This is a genomic window from Arthrobacter ipis, from assembly GCF_014694315.1.
Lineage (GTDB): Bacteria > Actinomycetota > Actinomycetes > Actinomycetales > Micrococcaceae > Arthrobacter > Arthrobacter ipis.
On sequence record NZ_JAAOXD010000002.1, the window covers coordinates 307,497 to 324,767 of the forward strand.

Here is a 17,271-nt window from a genome sequence, read left to right on the forward strand (position 1 = left end):
TCCGGGTGGCCTAAGGGCTGCTGGTGGCGTCCTGCACCTCGCCCACCAACTCCTCGATGATGTCCTCGAGGAACAGCACACCGGTGGTGTTGCCCCGCGCGTCGAAGACCCTGGCAACGTGGGCACCGGTGCGGCGCATCGTCGCGAGGGCGTCCTCAAGCTCGCTGCCGCGGAACGTCGAGGCCAGGCGGCGGATGCGTTTCTCCGGCACACGCCGGGTGAACTTCTCCGCTGTGGTGAGGTCCATGACGTCCTTCAGGTGCAGGTAACCGGAGGGGTCGCCGTCGTCGTCGGTCAGGATGTACCGGGAGTAGCCGTGCTCGGCCACAGCCCGCTGGATGTCTGCCGGCGTCGCAGACGCCGGCAGCAGCACCATCTCGGCGATGGGAACCTCGACGTCGGCCACGGTCTTTTCGGTGAACTCGAAGGCCGCGGTGAGGGCCCCGGTGTTGTCGGTCAGGACGCCTTCCCTGGTGGACTGCTCCACGATGTTTGCCACCTCGTCCAGGGTGTAGGCGCTGGTGGCCTCGTCCTTGGGCTGCACGCGGAACAGGCGGAGGATCGAGTTGGCGATGCCGTTCAGGGTCCAGATGACCGGCTTGAAGATGCGCGCCACCATCACCAGCGGCGGGGCAAGGATGAGCGCCGCGCGGGTGGGCACCGAGAACGAGATGTTCTTGGGGACCATCTCGCCCAGGACCACATGTAGGAAGGTCACCAGCAGCAGCGCCGCCACGAAGGCGATGATTCCGATCGCTTCCCCGGACAGGGCGGTCAGGCCCAGCGGGACCTCCAGCAGGTGGTGGATCGCCGGTTCGGAGACGTTCAGGATCACCAGCGAGCAGACGGTGATGCCCAACTGGCTGGTGGCCAGCATGAGCGTGGCATGCTCCATCGCCCACAGGGTGGTTTTCGCCGCCTTGCTGCCCGCCTCCGCTTTCGGCTCGATCTGAGACCGGCGGGCGGAGATGACGGCGAACTCGGCGCCGACAAAGAAGCCGTTGACCACCAGCAGGACGGCAAGCCAGATGATGCCCGGAAGGTACTCACTCATGGGTCAGCTCCTGCGTGAGGGTGTCGATGATGCTGTCATGCGCGCTCTTGGGCGGCTCTGCCGATTCCTCCGGCGTGAATTTCAGGCGCCCGACGTGGGTGCCGGCCACCCGCTCCACACGGAGCGTGCCGCCGTCGACGGCTACCTCGTCACCGAGTTCCGGGATCCGGTCCAGCCGGTCAGCGACGTAACCGGCCACGGTGTCGTAATCCTCGCCGTCGGGGACGGCGATGCCGGTCCGGTCCAGGAGCTCATCGGGGCGCAGCGAGGCGTCGAAGGTGATGGACCGCCCGGTCCGGACCACGCCCACCCGGGCACGGTCGTGCTCATCCTCCAGTTCGCCGACGATCTCCTCCACCAGGTCTTCCAAGGTGACGATGCCGGCCGTTCCGCCGTGCTCGTCGGAGACGATGGCCACCTGGAGGCCCTGCTTACGCAGCAGCACCAGAAGGGAGTCGACGCCCATGGACTCGGGGACCATGAGCGGTTCGATCATCAGGTCCGCCGCGAGGACGCTGGCTCGTTCCTCAAGGGCCACGGCGAAGGCGTGCTTGACGTGGAGCACGCCGAGCACGTCGTCCCGGTCGCGGCCGATGACGGGAAAGCGCGAATAGCCGGTTGAGCTGGCCAGCGCAATGATCTGCTCGGCCGTGTCATCGGTGTTCACGGCGGTCATCCGCACGCGCGGGGTCATGACATCCGCCGCGCTGTGCTCGGAGAAGCGCAGCGTCCGGTGCAGCAGGGCGGCGTGGTCCATGTCGAGGACGCCTTCCAGCGCAGAGCGGCGCACCAGCGAACTCAGTTCCTCAGCGCTGCGGGCGCCCGAGAGTTCCTCCTTGGGCTCGATGCCGAAGGACCTGATGATGGCGTTCGCCGTGTTGTTGAACAGGAGGATGACAGGCTTGAACACCGCAGTGAACAGGGCCTGGAACGGAACCACCACCTTGGCGGTGGCCAGTGGCAGCGCCAGCGCGAAGTTCTTGGGAACCAGCTCGCCGATCACCATCGAGAAGATGGTGGCGATGAAAATCGCGACGACGGCGCCCACCCCGGGCACAAGGCCTTCCGGGAACCCGGACGCCGTCAGCGGACCGCTCAGCAGCTTGCTGATGGCAGGTTCGAAGGTGTAACCGGTCAGGAGGGTGGTGAGGGTGATGCCCAGTTGCGCACCGGAAAGGTGCGTCGAGGTGATCTTCAGGGCGTTGATGGTGGGGGCAAGGCGTTTCTCACCCCGGGCCTGGCGCGATTCCAGGTCGTTGCGGTCAAGATTGACCAGGGCAAACTCGGATGCGACGAAGAATCCGGTGCCGACTGTCAGGATCAGGCCGATGCCGATCATGATCCATTCATTCATTGGGGGCGCCCCTCTCCCGCGCTAACCGGCGTGCCGGTCAAATGAGTGAGGGGCCAGGGCATGTGTGAAGGAGGGTCGTCCATAGTGCACTCAACTATATCGGGTGTTTCCTATAGCCCGTTTCGGCGCGATGGAGACTGCTCGTCACGGCTGGTTCCTGCTCGCAAGTGGCATGGCCTCCGAGGCTAGACCTTTCCATTGGTCTTGGCCTGTTGCGCCAGGTCGGCGGCCCACGGCCGGATGCCGTGGTGGAACAGCATGCCCTCGGGCAGTCCCTGAACGCTCGCAACGGAATCGGCGATGTCTATGGTGATTTTGGCGTTTGCCATGGGTGCGTTGGTGATATGCAGGTCGCCATAGGATTTTGGGAGAACCGGATCCAGCCACAGTCCGCCGCGGGCAACGTCGGCGTAGTAGCCCATGAGACTCTTCACGAGCTGAATGGGGGTGGTTGCGGCCCAGGCCTGTGGTGAGCAGGCAGTGGGATAGGGGATGGGTTCGTCGAATTGCTCGCGGCTGAACCCGCAGAACAACTCGGGAAGCCGGCCATCGGAGTACTCCGCGGCCTCAAAAAGAGCCGTAGAGATGCGCTGCGCCTGCTCGACGAGGCCGTAGCGGAGGAGTCCGGCCGCGATGATCGCATTGTCGTGCGGCCACACGGATCCGTTGTGGTAGCTGGCAGGGTTGTAGGCGCCCATGTCGCTGGCCAAGGTTCTTACGCCCCAGCCGCTGAACATTTCCGGGGACATGAGCCGGTCGGCCACCAGGGGAGCTTTGTCCGCGTCGACGATGCCGAACAACAGGCATTGGCCCATGTTGGATGCGCACGCGTCGACCGGCTGCTTGTTGCCGTCAAGGGCGACGGCGTAGTAGCCGCGGTCGGGCAGCCAGAACCGTTCGTTGAACTGCTTCTTCAACTGCGCCCCGAGCTTCCGGTACTCGCCCGCCAGTTCCATGTTGCCGGCGTCATGGGCTATCCAGGAGCGCGCCATGTACGCGCTGTAGACATAGGCCTGCACCTCGCACAAGGCGATTGGCGGCTCGGCCATCCGGCCGTCGGCAAAGTTGATGCCGTCCCATGAATCCTTCCAGCCTTGGTTGATGAGTCCGCGGTCGTTGAGTCGCTCATACTCGACAAAGCCGTCGCCGTCCTTGTCCCCGTAGTGGCGGATCCAGTCCAGCGCCCGGTCGACATGGGGAAGCAGGTCGGAGATAGTTTCTTGCGCGAATCCCCAGCGGCTGATTTCGCCGAACAAGGCCACGAACAGCGGGGTGGCATCGACGCTACCGAAGTATGCGGATTTCCCGCCCAACGCCAGTCCGCTGGAGACATCGAGCCTGACCTCGTGGAGGATCTTGCCTGGTTCCTCCTCGCTCATTTCATCCACAACCCGTCCCTGGCGGTCCGCGAGAGTCTGTATGGTGCCGAAAGCCAGCGACGGGTCAACGGGGAGAGCCATGAGGGACGCCCAGAGCGAATCCCTGCCAAACAGGGCCATGAACCATGGGGCGCCAGCGGCCACCACGATTCGGTCCGGGTGGTCGGGGTCCTCAATGCGAAGCGCACCCAGGTCGTCGTAGCTTCGCCGGAGCGTCCGTTCGATGGAAGGGTTGCCCATGTTCAGCACGGGGATCTTGGCCACCCACTCCTGGCGGCGCTTGTCTCGGGGCGATATTTCGCCTTCATTGGGCCGGACGAAGCGTGCGCCTGAGTCGGTTCCACCGTCGGCAGGGACGACGCTGATGGTGGTGCTCCACTGCGCGTGCGGCGGGATCGCGAAGTGGTAGGCCAGCCCCTCCGGGCCGATGTCGGCGCCCTCGGCCGTCACCACTACGCCTTTCCGGACGTGCTCCCAGGCGGCCCGGATGGTTAGCGAGTCGCCTTGCGCTTTCCGGGACTCTTTCCAGCGGCGCTGGATGCGTGCCTCTTTCACCTCGAAGAGGTCCGCGAAGTCCGCCTCGACCCTGAGGGTAAGGGCGCACTCGGCAATGGCTGCCGAGTAGTTTTGGACAGTGATCCGCTCCAGGATGCCGGCGCCCACCTCACGGAGGCGTTCGACGATCAGGGGGCTGTCCGCGTGTCCGTCCGGCCGGGGGACACGGCCGACAAAGACGGCACGGTAGGGTTCCTTCGTCTTCGCCCCGAGCGGCTCCAGTGGGGCGCCATTAATGAGTACCCGCCAGCAGGACAGTATTCGGGTGTCCTCGACAAAGACGCCGTGGGGGTACTCGGTGCGGATATCGCCGTTCGCCGCAGAGATGCAAAATGATGAGCCCTCCACCAGTGTGACCGAGCCCGGCCCCGGCGACCCTGCAGCAGTGTCAGCGTTCCATCCAGCCATCGGGGCTCCTTCAGAATCGAGCTGAACGCCACCTCGAAGGGCTACCCGCGCATGGAATCGCTCGGATGCGGTGGCCGGCCCTCGTTCACTGACGCTACGCCGGTGTGCGGCGTGATTCCAGCCCTAGTGCCCGCCGCCGTCCTACAATACGAGCGAAGGCACTTAGCGAGCAGGAGCAGTGATGGCCGAGGCAACAATAGAAGCCGTGATGGCCGAACTGGCCGCACTCGAGGATCCAAAGATGCGCGAAGCGAACCAGAGGCGCGGCGACGACCACGGCGTGAACCTGTCCGCGTTGCGTGCGGTCGCGAAGCGGCTGAAGACGCAGCACGAGCTGGCCCGTGAATTGTGGGCCACGGATGACACCGCCGCGCGGTTGTTGTCACTGCTGATCTGCCGGCCGAAGGCCTTCGAGCAGCAGGAACTGGATGCCATGCTGCGCCAGGCCCGGGCACCCAAGGTGCATGACTGGCTGGTGAACTACGTGGTGAAGAAGAGCCCGCATGCCGAAGAGCTGCGCACCGCCTGGACCGACGACCCGGACCAGGTGGTCGCGAGTGCCGGCTGGGCCCTGACCACGGAGCGGGTCGCAAAGAAGCCCGAGGGCCTGGACCTGCCAGGGCTGCTGAACACCATCGAGGCGGAAATGAAAGACGCACCTGCCCGGTTGCAGTGGGCGATGAACCACACCCTGGCGCAGATCGGCATCGAGCACTCAGACCACCGGGCCCGGGCCATTGACATCGGTGAACGGCTGGAAGTCCTGAAGGATTACCCGACCCCGCCGAACTGCACCTCGCCTTTCGCGCCGAGCTGGATCAATGAGATGGTGAGCCGGCGGGGCGGAAGGTCGATCAGCTCGGGCAGGTAGAACGTCCATCCCGGCCAGGTAGGCAGTACCTTGCCAAGACGGGTTAAGGCAGGACCTCCCTCACTTTTGGAATGGCCGTAGCCTGACAGGCTAGTCTCCCGCCGTTCCCGGATCACTCCGGAGCAGGCGGGCCTGGAACCGAGTGGCGGCCGACGGCGTGTTCCCGGCCTCCGCCGGGAAGAAGTGGCACGCCTCGCCGGCGTCAGCGTTGCCTTCAGCTCGGCGGACGGTTCCGTGACCGGCGGTTGGATCGTCAATAACCTCAAGGCGGTCGACTTCGCCGGCGGCACGGCCGCGCACATGAACGCCGGCATCGCAGCCCTCGCCCTCGCACTGGTCTTGGGACGCAGCGCGGGCTGGCCCAAGAGCGAGCACGTCAAGCCGCACAGCCGCCCGCTGGTGCTGGTCGGAGCAGGATTGCTGTGGGCCGGCTGGTTCGGCTTCAACGCCGGTTCCGCCCTTACCGCCGGACATTCGGCGTCGGTGGTCTTCCTGAACACCGCCGTGGCCGGCGCCGCGGGCCTCGCCTGGGCCGCCGTGGAACGCATCAGGCTGGGCAGCGCCAGCAGCATGGGCGCCGCTTCCGGACTGATTTCCGCCCTCGTGGCCATCACGCCGGCGTGCGGTGCCGTGAGCCCGCTCGGCGCGCTGGCAATCGGACTCATAGCCGGCACCGTCTGCTCCCTGCCGTCGAACTGAAGTTCCGCCTCGGCTTCGACGACTCCGTCGACGTCGTCGGCGTGCACCTCATCGGCGGCATCATCGGCACCCTGCTGATCGGACTCTTCGCCACCGACGCCGCCCCGAACAAAGTCAACGGGCTCTTCTATGGCGGAGGGTTGGACCTGCTCGGCATCCAGACGGTCGCAACGGTGGCCGTGCTGGCCTACTCCTTCGCGGTCACGTGGGTCATCGCCAAGGTCCTGGACATCACCGTGGGCCTCCGCATCGACGAGGCAGCCGAACTCCGCGGCATCGACATCGCCGCCCACTCGGAATCCGCCTACTTAATGGATGAGGAGCCCGTGGAACTGGGCTCCCCGCACCGGGTCTGAAACTACGTCCACATAGGGCCTGCACCGACAGTGCCAGGCCCTACGTGTACGCCGACCCCATTCCGGACTACCCCGTCTGCTCCGCATACCCAACAGCCTGCTCGCCCACTTGCTTCAGGTAGGCCTCGGACTGGTTGTAGGACCAGATGGCATCGGTCCAGCCCTGGTCCGTTGTGAGGTCCCGGCCGCCGGCACACAGGTAGCCGGCAGCGGTGAGGGCGGCGTCGTCGATGTTGTGCGGATCGGCCACCCCGTCACCGTTTGCATCCTTTCCTGCCAGCTTCCACGTGGAGGGAATGAACTGCATGGGTCCGACGGCACGGTCCCAGAGGGCGTCCCCGTCGAGCGCGCCGTCGTCGGTGTCGGCAATGGCGGCGAAGCCGTCGCCGTTGAGGCCGGGGCCCACGATCGGACCGCTCACGTCGCCCGAAGCCGTGAGGTGGCCTCCGCCGAGGGCGCCGTGCGCGGATTCGACAAACCCGACGGCGGCCACCGTGTTCCAGCCGATCCCGCACGCCGGCGCAGCGGCATCCGCCATGCCGGCCGCGGCAACGTACGCCCGAAGAGCCCGTGCAGGAATCCCGGTCTGCACCGCGGTCCGGGCCAGCCAGCCCGGTTCGACGGTCCTGGTGATGTTCACGGCATGCGAACTGCCACCTGCCAGCGGCACGAACTTCCCAGCCGCCTGCGGCGGAGCCGGTTGGGCCGCGCGCACTCCGGCGCCGGGCGCGCCCGGACTGGCCATGCCGAGGAACCAGAAGGCAAGGCCGGTGATGGCGCAGAACGCGAAAAGGCTGAGAACCGCGAGGCGTTTCAGACGAAGCACGGAACAGCCTAACCCGGCACCCGCGGGTGATTGCCCACCCGGCGTACTAAGGCGACGCGATCCTGTTGCGCAGGCAGGGCGCAGAGCTGCGGCACGGAGGATTCGCGGAAGCGGTGCGGGAAGGAGTCTAGGGCCCGAGGCTTGACAGACTTTTCACCTCAAGGTCTAATTTTTGGCAGAGCACCGACATGATGCACGCGATACCGTACGCGTGGACAGGCTTCAATCAGAGCCCGTGGGGGCGGTGCACCAGCGGCCTACAGGCCGCCCATGCAGGTGTCCGGTAGACGCTGCCTACGCAGCGATCCCGGAGCGCCCCTTGCCGCCGATTCGCTCGCGGCCCAAAACTCTGAACAGCCCGAGATTTTTACATCCCAAAGGACATCCATGCCCAGCACCACCACCATCGACATCCACGTAGAAGACCGCCAGATCCTCGACGAAAGGCTCGACGCAGCCGTCAAGGATCTCCAGGAAGCGGCCATGCTCACCGGAACGCACGGCATCATCGTCACGCGCAACAGGCCCGGGAGCTACACCGCCACGCTTTCCGAGCAGGTTCCATTCGGCATGACCCGCGAAATTATCCTCTAAACTTTGGGGACCTTAACCCGTCCCCGGTTACCGGGAATACCTGGCGGCGCCCATTCGTTGAGTCCTGCGAAATGTGCGCCGTCCGGCGCGCAGCCGAAGGAGTAAAAACCATGGCAACTGACTACGACGCCCCTCGCGTGGCCCAAGAGGACCAGCCGGCCAACGAATCCCTGGAGGCCATCCAGTCCCGGCAGGGCGGATCCCAGACTGCCCTGCTTGATGTCGAAGAGGCCGATACCGCCGAAGGCATCGACCTTCCCGGTGCCGACCTCTCGCACGAAGAGCTGCTGATCCAGGTTGTTCCGGTGCAGGAGGACGAGTTCACCTGCATGTCCTGCTTCCTGGTCCACCACCGCAGCCAGCTCGCGCGGGAAAAGGACGGCAAGAAGTACTGCTCGGAGTGTGAAGGCTAGTACCAGAGGGCTAGCTCTGAAGGGCCGGCACTGAGAAGATAGCGCTGTGCTGGCCCGGCTCCGATCGTCCTGGACCGCCGTCGTTCCCGTCGTCGGCCTGATCGTGCTGGCCGTGACCTGGGGAGTTTCTCCCGGGCCGGTATTGGCCACCACCATCGCGGTGGTTCTGATGGGAGCCATCCTGGCGGCGGTGCATCACGCCGAAGTGGTGGCTGAGCGCGTCGGCGAGCCCTTCGGTTCGCTCGTGCTTGCGGTCGCCGTCACCGTCATCGAGGTGGCCCTCATCGTCACGCTGATCGCGTCCGGCGGCGAGGGAAGCCATTCGCTGGCACGGGACACCGTCTTCGCCGCCGTCATGATCACGGCCAACGGCATAGTCGGTATTGCCCTGCTGGTGGGCGCCCGCAGATACGGCATCCCCCGGTTCAACCCGGAGGGAGCGGGTGCCGCCCTGGCCGTGGTCACCACGCTGGCTACTCTGACGCTGGTCCTGCCGACCTTCACGTCGTCTCGGCCCGGACCTGAGTTTTCTCCCCTGCAACTGGGCTTTGCGGCCGTGGCCTCACTGTCGCTTTACGGCGTGTTTGTGCTGACCCAGACCGTCCGCCACCGCCATTTTTTCCTTCCTGTCCTGTCTCCCGGGGACGGCGACGACGGTCTGCACGGCCCCACCCCCACCAACCGGGCCACCTACACAAGCCTGGCGTTGCTGTGCGCGGCGCTGGTCGCCGTCGTCGGACTGGCCAAAACGGTATCCCCGGTGATCGAAGCGGGCGTCAGCCGTGCTGGGATTCCGGAGTCCTTCGTGGGCGTGATCATCGCGCTCCTGGTCCTGCTGCCGGAAGGCCTCGCCGCCTCCCGGGCCGCCTCCCGGAACAGGATCCAGATCAGCCTCAACCTGGCATACGGCTCGGCGATAGCCAGCATCGGCCTGACGATTCCCGCGATCGCCATCGCCAGCATCTGGCTGCCGGGACCGCTGACGCTGGGGCTCGGCGGCACGCAGATCGTTCTGTTCCTGCTGACTGTCATCGTGGGAACACTCACCGTTGTGCCAGGGCGCGCCACGCGACTGCAGGGCGCCATCCACCTGGTGCTGTTCGTCGCGTTCCTCTTCCTCGCCATGTTCCCGTAGGCACTTCGATATCATGGCTTCATGACTTCCCCTTCAGGGAGCGACGAAGACCTCCTGCTAGAGCGGCAGCTCTGCTTCGCGCTGGCTGTTGCCTCGCGCACCGTCATCGGCGCCTACCGGCCCGTGCTGCAGGAGCTGAACCTGACCCACCCGCAGTACCTGGTGATGCTCGCGCTGTGGGAAAAGAGCCCGCGATCCGTCAAGGAAATCAGCGACACCCTCCTCTTGGTCCCGGCCACCCTGTCCCCGCTGCTCAAGCGACTCGAGGCCCTGGGATATGTCACCCGCCGCCGCGTTCCCGGGGATGAACGGTCCCTTGCCGTTGGGCTGACCCCCGAAGGAGCCGCGCTCCGCGACAAGGCGTTGGGCGTGCCCGGCACCATGCTGGCCAAGCTCGGCCTCACCCGCGCTCAGGCCGAAGACATCCACGTGGCCATGACGCAGCTCATCGAATCAGCCCAGACGGATCACACGCCTGTTGACCCCGGAGTGGAAGACGAAGCAACGGCCTAAACGGGACAAAAACTCCCCAGTTGGAGTCCGACGGCGGCCACCGCCTGGTCGCGCATCGTAGGCGCCGCGCCCGGGACCGCCGCAGAATCTTGCACGGCAAAGGTAGACTTTCCTGGATGAGGACAGTGGCAGACGACCTTGAAGATCCTGATGATGTCCGCACCCGTATTGTGGTCACCGCCTACAGATTGTTTTCCCACCGCGGAATCCGCGACGTCGGGGTCGATGAGCTGATCCGTGCATCGGGCGTCGCCAAGGCGACGTTCTACCGGCATTTCCCGTCGAAGGACGATGTGGCGCTGGCCTTTCTGAAGCGCCGCGACGAGCTGTGGATGCTCGGATCAGTGGTACCGGAAGCCCGAAGCAGGGCCGATAACCCTGAGGACCAGCGGCTGGCCATCTTCGACGTTTACGACCAGTGGTTCCAGGACGATGACTTCGAAGCGTGTTCCTTTGTGAAGGTGCTGCTGGAGATGGGGGCTGAGCATCCCCTGGGACAGGCGAGCATCGGGTACCTGGGCAGGATCCGCCAGCAGGTGCGGCTCCTGGCCGAGGAAGCGGGCCTGGATGACTCCGAGGCGTTCGCCCTCTCCTGGCACATCCTCATGAAGGGCTCGATCATTGCCGCCGCGGAAGGCGACAAGATGTCCGCCCGCCGCGCCCGGCACATGGCCAGCGGACTGATTGCCGACCACCGGCCCAAGAGCATGCCGGCATAATTTCTTCCTCAGAACCCCGACGACGGCCGGTCACCGCAAAAGGTGACCGGCCGTCGTCGTACCCCCTTAGTTCCTCCGGAGTTTTTGTACAGATAGCGGGCTCTAAGGTCAGCGCAGGTCGAAGCGGTCGAGCTCCATGACCTTCACCCACGCCGCGACGAAGTCGTTCACGAACTTCTCCCTGGCGTCGTCGCTCGCGTAGACCTCGGCCAGCGCGCGGAGCTGGGAGTTGGAGCCGAAGACCAGGTCGACCGGCGTGGCGGTCCACTTCAGCTCCCCCGTAGCCACATCGCTGATCTCGTAGACGTTCTCCTCCGTCTCCGAAGCCTTCCACCGGGTGGCCGGTGCGAGCAGATTGACGAAGAAGTCGTTCGTCAGGACCTGGGGCCGGTCGGTGAGCACACCATGCGTGGAACCGCCCACGTTGCCGCCGAGCGCACGCATGCCACCGATGAGCGCGGTCATCTCCGGTGCGGAGAGATCCAGCAGATAGGCCTTATCGAGCAGGAGGGTTTCGGGCGGAAGCTTCTCGCCGGGCCGCACGTAGTTGCGGAACCCGTCCGCCCGCGGCTGCAGGTACTGGAAGGACTCGACGTCGGTCTGGTCCTGGGAGGCGTCGGCCCGGCCTGGCCGGAACGGCACGGAAATGTTGAAACCCGCGTCGCTCGAGGCTTTCTCCACGGCCGCGCAGCCGCCGAGGACGATCAGGTCCGCCAGCGAAACCTTCCTGCCACCGTTCTGGCCGCTGTTGAACTGCTGCTGCACCCCCTCGATGGCCTGCAGCGCAGCCCCCAGCTCTCCGGGCTGGTTGACTTCCCAGCCGCGCTGGGGCTCCAAGCGGATGCGGGCGCCGTTGGCGCCGCCGCGCTTGTCGGTCTTGCGGAACGTGGAAGCCGCGGCCCACGCCGTGGTGACGAGCTGCGAGACGGAGAGGCCCGAGTCCAGGAGCTGGGCCTTGAGGGACGCGATGTGCTCTCCGCCGATCAGCTCGTGGTCCGCCGTCGGGATCGGGTCCTGCCAGAGCTGCGGTTCCGGGACAAAGGGTCCGAGCAGGTGCGGGCCCACCGGACCCATGTCGCGGTGCAGCAGTTTGTACCAGGCCTTGGCGAATGCCGTCGCGAACTCGTCCGGGTTTTCCAGGAAACGGCGCCCGATTTTCTCGTAGGCCGGATCGAAGCGCAGTGACAGGTCCGTCGTCAGCATGGTCGGCCGGTGCTTCCTCTCCGGATTGTGCGCGTCCGGGATGATCTGCGGGGCGTCCTTGGCCACCCACTGGTTGGCGCCGGCCGGACTCTTGGTGAGCTCCCACTCGTACTCGAACAGGATCTCCAGGAAGCGGTTGCTCCACTCCGTCGGCCGGTCGGTCCAGGTGACCTCGAGCCCGGAGGTGATTGTGTCGCCTCCCTTGCCGCTGCCGTGGGTGCTGATCCAGCCCAGCCCCTGTTCCTCCAGGTTCGCGGCCTCCGGCTCGGGGCCCACGTGCGCGTCGGCATCACCGGCGCCGTGGGTCTTGCCGAACGTGTGCCCGCCGGCGATCAGTGCGAAGGTCTCCTCGTCGTTCATCGCCATCCGCTTGAAGGTCTCGCGGATAAACGCCGCAGCGAGCTTGGGATCCGGGTTGCCCATCGGGCCCTCGGGGTTGACGTAGATCAGGCCCATCTCGGTGGAACCTACCTCCTCCGCCATGGCACCTTCGCCGATGTAGCGCTCGTCGCCCAGCCAGGTGTCCTCCGGTCCCCAGAAGATCTGCTCGGGTTCCCACACGTCCTCGCGGCCGAAGGCGAACCCGAAAGTCTTGAAGCCCATTGACTCCAGGGCGACGTTGCCCGCGAGGACCAGCAGGTCAGCCCACGAGATTTTCTGGCCGTACTTCTGTTTCACCGGCCACAGCAGCCGCCGGGCCTTGTCCAGGTTCGCGTTATCCGGCCAGCTGTTCAGCGGCGCGAAGCGCTGGCTGCCCTCACCCGCACCGCCGCGGCCATCCTGGACCCGGTAGGTGCCGGCAGCGTGCCAGCTCAGCCTGATCATCAGGCCGCCGTAGTGGCCGAAATCCGCCGGCCACCAGTCCTGCGAGGTGGTCAGGACCTCAGTGATGTCCTGCTTCAGGGCCTCGACGTCGAGTTTCTGGAACTCCTCCCGGTAACTGAAGCCATGGGCGAGCGGGTTGCCCGCCGGGTGGTTCGCATGGAGCACCGAGAGATCAAGTTGGTTCGGCCACCAGTCCGCGTTCGTCCGGGGCCGGTGCCCCTTCGGCTGCGGCGAGTCGATCGCCGGGTTCTCGCTCTCGCTGCCGTGCGAGGTCGCGCTGTCATGGGCAACCGGACAGCCACCTTCAACCTTGCGGTCCAGACCCTGGGCACTTCCTGGCGTGGGAACCGGAGGATGGTCCTGGCGATCGGTCATGTGCTTCCTTCCATATGGCCGAGGCCGCGGTCGGACTCGGGCAGCCGGTCTAACCTTCCTATTGGACCATGGGCGGGTGGCTCGGTGAGAGCCCCTCCTCCCGGGTTTTTGTCCAGATAAAGGGGCCAAACCTGCCTCGAACGCCCATTATCTGCACAAACTCCTGTGCGTCTCGGAGGGGAAAGGTCCTGCGCCTCTCGGGCACAATGGAAGGCATGACCCTCACGACTTTCGCCCTCATCCGCCATGGCCAGACAGACTGGAATGCGCAGCGCCGGCTGCAGGGATCCAGTGACATTCCACTGAACGACGTTGGCCGCGGCCAGGCGCGCGACGCCGTCGCCGTTTTGTCGGGCCAGGAATGGGACATGGTCGTGTCCTCGCCCCTGAGCCGTGCGGCGGAAACCGCAGACCTGATCGCCGCCGGCCTCGGACTCACGGTGGCCCGGCGTGTGCCGGAGCTCGCCGAGCGCAGCTTCGGGCCCGCGGAGGGCCTGCAGGCGGGCCCGGAACTGGAGGCACTGCGCATCCCCGGCGGCTTCCGCGGGGCGGAAAGCGACGACGAAGCGGGCTCCCGCGGCCTGGCCGCCCTGGAGGCCCTGGCCGAGGAGTTCCGCGGACGCCGCGTTTTGGTCGTCGCCCACGGCACGCTCCTCCGCCTGACCCTGAGCCGTGCCATCGGGAGCACCCTCGCAAGCATCGACAACGCCGTGCTCAACCTTGCCCACCACCACGCCGTGGACGGCTGGGAGCTCGAATACTTCAATGGCGAACGGGTAGTGGAGTCCGCCCGCAGCTAGGAAAATTGCTGCTGTCCCTGTCCCCGGGGGCCCGACAGGACTACCTTTTTCCTATGGGCCGGGCAGCACAGGCGCTCCGGACCGGCAAAGAGTTTCTACTCAACGAGGAGTGGGGCCGGGATATGAAGCCGCGAACCATACTTTTGGGGATCATCGTTTTGCTGCTGGTCGCCGGCGGGGCGGCATTTCTTTACTTTAATAATTTGAGAAGCCGGGCTGCCGACTACAACCCGCAGATCACGCCGGCGAATTTCACGACGAAAATAACCAACAAGTACTTCGCCCTTCCGGTCGGCAAGAAGATGACCTATGGAACTGGCGGCGACCGGATCGAAATCGAGATCCTGCCGGAGAAGCGGGTCATTGAGGGCGTCGAAACGATCATTTACCTGGACAGGGAATTCAAGAACGGGCAGCTCGTTGAGGAGACCAAGGACTACCTGGCACAGCACAAGAACGGCGATGTGTGGTACTTCGGCGAGGACGTGGATAACTACAAGGACGGCAAACTGCAGAATCATTCCGGCAGCTTTCTCCACGGGCAGGATGGGGCAAAGGCCGGCATCTGGATGAAGGCCGAACAGCGCGTGGGCGACACCTACCGGCAGGAGTACTACCTGGGGCACGCGGAAGATATGCGGGACACCATCGCCACAGGCCAGACCGTCACGACGACAATGGGCACCTACAAAGACTGCGTCAAGGTGGACGACTGGACGCCGCTGGAGTTCAACTCGCGGGAGCACAAGTACTACTGCCCCGAGGTGAGCTCGATGGTCCTGGTTGAGGAACCAAGCGGCAAACGCTCAGAACTCACCAACATTAACCTGCCCTAGGGGGAAGCAACGTGAAAGCCAGGGCCGGAATCCGGCCCCGGCTTTCACGGTTTCCAGCTACTGCTATCTGCTATCGCCGCACGTCGTCGATGCCGTCGGTTTCGATGCGTTCCTTTCGGACTTCCTCGTCGACGGTCACCTCGTCCGTCACCGTTTCCGTGCCGAGCCGGACCCGCTCGACCGGAACGGTTTCCTTCTCGATCACGGGGCGCTCCTCGTGGAGGGTCACCTCGTGTTCCTCCTCGCTGATATCGGGCCCTGACATGGCCGCACCGCGGTTCGCCTCCGTGATGGGTTCGCGCTCGATGCGGACCTCCTCGCGCTGGACCGGAACGGTCTTGGTGACGTTCTCCGTGGTCACGTACTTACGAAGCCTGGCACGTCCGGCGGCCTGCGTTTCCGTGCCGACGTTCAGGCGCTCCTCCGAGCGGGTCATCGCGTCATCCGTGGTGGGCCCGGACGCGTCACGTCCAACCGTCCCGGTGGTGTCAGCCGTGCCGGTGGCGTCAGCCGTGCCGGTGCGGGTGCCGCTGTACGTCGCAGTGCCCGTATCGGCATAACCAGCGTCCCCGCGGGTTCCCGTGTCCGTGTAGTTCTGGTGTCCGTCGAGGCCGTAGTGGCCGAAAAGGCGGTCCTCTTCCGACGGCTCAAGGTGGCCGTCCGTATCCACCCTGGGCGCGTCCTTGACCTGGTCCTTGGTGTACGGAACCACAACATCGCTGCCTTCAAGACGGGCGTCTTGCAGCGGGACGAAGGATTCGGAGGTGCCAAACAGTCCGGTCTTGACCGTCACCCAGGTCGGCTGCCCGTCGGCGTCGTCGGCGTAGACCTGGCCCACTGACCCGATCTTGTCCCCGTCTGCAGAAAGGACGTTTCCGTTCCGCTGCAGCAGGTCATCAATGTTTTCCGTGGTGAGCATGAAGTCTCCTTGGATCTCAGATGCTTGGGTTCGCAGCGCCTCCCTGCAGGACGCCGCACCCCAATACAATAAGCATGCTTAGCATGGTGTTGGCAAGCATGCTTATCAATTTTGTGCATTACGTCGCACGCCCTTGCGGGGGAAATACCAAGTGTGCTTACTATCTTCGGGTAATCAGGATTGCTGCCGATCCAGCACCGCTGGTTCTTCATCCTCAAGGAAAGAGAGCAACGATGACCGAGAACGCATACGGCACCGGCGTGCCCGCTCCCGGCCTGGGCACCACCGGCGCGGGCACCACCGACTACACGGGCACCACCGACTACACGGGCGATGACACCTCAAAGAAGGACGTGGCGAAGGATGAAGCCGCGAATGTTACAGGACAGGCTGCCGGCGCTGCCCGGAACGTGGCCGGAACGGCCGCGTCCGAGGCCAAGAACGTCGCCTACGAGGCAAAGAACAGCGCCAAGGACCTGCTGCACCAGGCGAAGTCGGACCTGACCAGCCAGGCCGGCACCCAGCAGACCAAGGCAGCCGAGGGCATCCGCACCATCTCCTCGCAGCTGCGCACCATGGCCGACGCACCGGACCAGCAGGGCGTTGCCTCGGACCTGATCCGGCAGGCCGCAGACCGCTCCGAATCGGTCGCATCGTGGCTGGATAACCGCGACCCCGGCTCGCTGCTGGGCGAAGTTAAGTCGTTTGCCCGCCAGCGCCCCGGCAGTTTTCTGCTCCTCGCAGCAGGCGCAGGCCTCCTTGCCGGCCGCCTGGGCCGCAGCCTGCAGGCCGGCGCCCCGGACACCCGGACCGCCACCGGCACTGCTTCGGCACGACCGGCCCGGCCCGCCGCAACGGAGAGTAGCGTCACGGCTGGCACAGGCGAGCCCTTCCATGACCCGGCCAGCCTCGGCGGACCCGCTCTTGGCGAGCCGAGCATCTCGGGCACGGGACCCGCTTCCACGCAGTCCCTTCCCACCGGATCATCGGCAGGTGCACTGCGGGACATTGACGATCCCTATGTTGAGGCTGGGGGTCGTCCCCTGTGAGCAGCCAGATCCCTGATGTCCCTCCCACGGAGGCGCACGCGAAGGCCGACACCACCTCCCTGGGTGACCTCCTCGGTGAGGTCACCAGGGACCTGTCCACCCTGATCCGGCAGGAAATCGAACTCGCCAAAGCCGAACTGAAACAGTCCGGGACCCGCGCCGGCAAGGGCGGCGGCATGCTCGCCGGCGCCGGCGTCGCCGGGCACTTCGTGCTCCTGTTCCTCTCTATCGCCCTCTGGTACGCCCTCGGCGAACTCATGGGCCTGGGCTGGTCCGCCGTCGTCGTCGCCATCCTCTGGGGCATCATCGCCGCGATCCTCGCCTCCATCGGACGCAAGGAACTCAAAACCATCAAAGGCATGCCCCAAACCATGGAGACAGCCAAGGA

Annotated in this window: 16 protein-coding genes and 1 pseudogene; 11 read left to right on the plus strand and 6 right to left on the minus strand. The window is 65.5% G+C overall.

What is annotated here, in order from left to right:
* Positions 1-10: 10 nt before the first annotated feature.
* From G9E11_RS06925 to G9E11_RS06935, 3 genes are all read right to left on the minus strand, one after another.
* Entirely contained in the window at positions 11-1,054 is a 1,044-nt protein-coding gene (locus G9E11_RS06925; RefSeq protein ID WP_190604175.1) for a hemolysin family protein, read from the minus strand.
* Positions 1,047-2,408, minus strand: a complete 1,362-nt coding sequence (locus G9E11_RS06930) for a hemolysin family protein (RefSeq protein ID WP_190604177.1) — start codon at positions 2,406-2,408, stop codon at positions 1,047-1,049. Before G9E11_RS06930 ends, G9E11_RS06925 begins: the two co-directional genes overlap by 8 nt.
* A gap of 185 nt (positions 2,409-2,593) precedes the next feature.
* Positions 2,594-4,750 (minus strand): amylo-alpha-1,6-glucosidase, encoded by a 2,157-nt coding sequence (locus G9E11_RS06935; protein ID WP_190604179.1) that lies wholly within the window; start codon positions 4,748-4,750, stop codon positions 2,594-2,596.
* Positions 4,751-4,931: 181 nt separating this feature from the next.
* Between G9E11_RS06935 and G9E11_RS06940 the strand changes: the two genes are divergently transcribed.
* Together G9E11_RS06940 and G9E11_RS06945 are read left to right on the plus strand one after the other, a co-directional pair.
* Positions 4,932-5,621, plus strand: coding sequence for a DNA alkylation repair protein (locus G9E11_RS06940; protein ID WP_190604181.1), 690 nt, complete (start codon positions 4,932-4,934; stop codon positions 5,619-5,621).
* Positions 5,622-5,921: 300 nt separating this feature from the next.
* Positions 5,922-6,676, plus strand: a pseudogene (locus G9E11_RS06945) (ammonium transporter).
* A gap of 67 nt (positions 6,677-6,743) precedes the next feature.
* Here G9E11_RS06945 and G9E11_RS06950 read toward each other — a convergent pair.
* Complete coding sequence (locus G9E11_RS06950; protein ID WP_190604183.1) at positions 6,744-7,502, minus strand: lytic transglycosylase domain-containing protein; 759 nt, start codon at positions 7,500-7,502, stop codon at positions 6,744-6,746.
* Between the two features lie 387 nt (positions 7,503-7,889).
* Here G9E11_RS06950 and G9E11_RS06955 point away from each other — a divergent pair, with 387 nt between their 5' ends.
* The 5 genes from G9E11_RS06955 (at position 7,890) to G9E11_RS06975 (ending at position 10,876) form a co-directional block, all read left to right on the plus strand.
* Positions 7,890-8,096, plus strand: a complete 207-nt coding sequence (locus tag G9E11_RS06955; RefSeq protein ID WP_111904158.1) for a hypothetical protein — start codon at positions 7,890-7,892, stop codon at positions 8,094-8,096.
* A gap of 110 nt (positions 8,097-8,206) precedes the next feature.
* Positions 8,207-8,509: a DUF4193 domain-containing protein gene (locus G9E11_RS06960; protein ID WP_003802821.1), complete on the plus strand. Its 303-nt coding sequence runs from the start codon at positions 8,207-8,209 to the stop codon at positions 8,507-8,509.
* Positions 8,510-8,555: 46 nt separating this feature from the next.
* Positions 8,556-9,644 (plus strand): calcium:cation antiporter, encoded by a 1,089-nt coding sequence (locus tag G9E11_RS06965; protein WP_190604185.1) that lies wholly within the window; start codon positions 8,556-8,558, stop codon positions 9,642-9,644.
* A 21-nt stretch (positions 9,645-9,665) separates the two neighbouring features.
* On the plus strand, positions 9,666-10,157 hold the full coding sequence (locus G9E11_RS06970; RefSeq protein WP_190604187.1) for a MarR family winged helix-turn-helix transcriptional regulator: 492 nt from the start codon (positions 9,666-9,668) through the stop codon (positions 10,155-10,157).
* Between the two features lie 116 nt (positions 10,158-10,273).
* A complete protein-coding gene (locus tag G9E11_RS06975) occupies positions 10,274-10,876 on the plus strand; it encodes a TetR/AcrR family transcriptional regulator (protein ID WP_190604189.1) in 603 nt (200 codons plus the stop codon).
* A 108-nt stretch (positions 10,877-10,984) separates the two neighbouring features.
* Here the strand turns inward: G9E11_RS06975 and katG are convergent, their stop codons facing one another.
* Positions 10,985-13,279, minus strand: coding sequence for a catalase/peroxidase HPI (gene katG / locus G9E11_RS06980; protein WP_190604191.1), 2,295 nt, complete (start codon positions 13,277-13,279; stop codon positions 10,985-10,987).
* Between the two features lie 215 nt (positions 13,280-13,494).
* On the opposite strand from katG, the gene G9E11_RS06985 reads away from it, so the two are divergent.
* A complete protein-coding gene (locus tag G9E11_RS06985) occupies positions 13,495-14,079 on the plus strand; it encodes a histidine phosphatase family protein (protein ID WP_190604192.1) in 585 nt (194 codons plus the stop codon).
* A gap of 122 nt (positions 14,080-14,201) precedes the next feature.
* The gene (locus G9E11_RS06990) at positions 14,202-14,915 is read left to right on the plus strand and encodes a hypothetical protein (RefSeq protein ID WP_190604194.1); all 714 of its coding nucleotides are present in this window, start codon (positions 14,202-14,204) and stop codon (positions 14,913-14,915) included.
* Positions 14,916-14,985: 70 nt separating this feature from the next.
* On the opposite strand, the gene G9E11_RS06995 is transcribed toward G9E11_RS06990, so the two are convergent.
* A complete protein-coding gene (locus tag G9E11_RS06995) occupies positions 14,986-15,834 on the minus strand; it encodes a DUF2382 domain-containing protein (protein ID WP_190604196.1) in 849 nt (282 codons plus the stop codon).
* 233 nt (positions 15,835-16,067) lie between these two features.
* On the opposite strand from G9E11_RS06995, the gene G9E11_RS07000 reads away from it, so the two are divergent.
* Together G9E11_RS07000 and G9E11_RS07005 are read left to right on the plus strand one after the other, a co-directional pair.
* A complete protein-coding gene (locus tag G9E11_RS07000; RefSeq protein WP_190604198.1) occupies positions 16,068-16,883 on the plus strand; it encodes a hypothetical protein in 816 nt (271 codons plus the stop codon).
* Positions 16,880-17,271 (plus strand): phage holin family protein (locus G9E11_RS07005; RefSeq protein ID WP_190604200.1); only part of this gene is annotated, 392 nt, incomplete at its 3' end. The genes G9E11_RS07000 and G9E11_RS07005, both read left to right, overlap by 4 nt.

Coding starts and splice junctions, on each gene's coding strand:
- G9E11_RS06960 (WP_003802821.1), top strand. CDS start 8,207: ATGGCAACTGACTACGACGCCCCTCGCGTGGCCCAAGAGGACCAGCCG.
- G9E11_RS06925 (WP_190604175.1), bottom strand. CDS start 1,054: ATGAGTGAGTACCTTCCGGGCATCATCTGGCTTGCCGTCCTGCTGGTG.
- G9E11_RS06935 (WP_190604179.1), bottom strand. CDS start 4,750: ATGGCTGGATGGAACGCTGACACTGCTGCAGGGTCGCCGGGGCCGGGC.
- G9E11_RS06975 (WP_190604189.1), top strand. CDS start 10,274: ATGAGGACAGTGGCAGACGACCTTGAAGATCCTGATGATGTCCGCACC.
- G9E11_RS06985 (WP_190604192.1), top strand. CDS start 13,495: ATGACCCTCACGACTTTCGCCCTCATCCGCCATGGCCAGACAGACTGG.
- G9E11_RS06990 (WP_190604194.1), top strand. CDS start 14,202: ATGAAGCCGCGAACCATACTTTTGGGGATCATCGTTTTGCTGCTGGTC.
- G9E11_RS07000 (WP_190604198.1), top strand. CDS start 16,068: ATGACCGAGAACGCATACGGCACCGGCGTGCCCGCTCCCGGCCTGGGC.
- G9E11_RS06955 (WP_111904158.1), top strand. CDS start 7,890: ATGCCCAGCACCACCACCATCGACATCCACGTAGAAGACCGCCAGATC.
- G9E11_RS06995 (WP_190604196.1), bottom strand. CDS start 15,834: ATGCTCACCACGGAAAACATTGATGACCTGCTGCAGCGGAACGGAAAC.
- katG (WP_190604191.1), bottom strand. CDS start 13,279: ATGACCGATCGCCAGGACCATCCTCCGGTTCCCACGCCAGGAAGTGCC.
- G9E11_RS06940 (WP_190604181.1), top strand. CDS start 4,932: ATGGCCGAGGCAACAATAGAAGCCGTGATGGCCGAACTGGCCGCACTC.
- G9E11_RS06970 (WP_190604187.1), top strand. CDS start 9,666: ATGACTTCCCCTTCAGGGAGCGACGAAGACCTCCTGCTAGAGCGGCAG.
- G9E11_RS06930 (WP_190604177.1), bottom strand. CDS start 2,408: ATGAATGAATGGATCATGATCGGCATCGGCCTGATCCTGACAGTCGGC.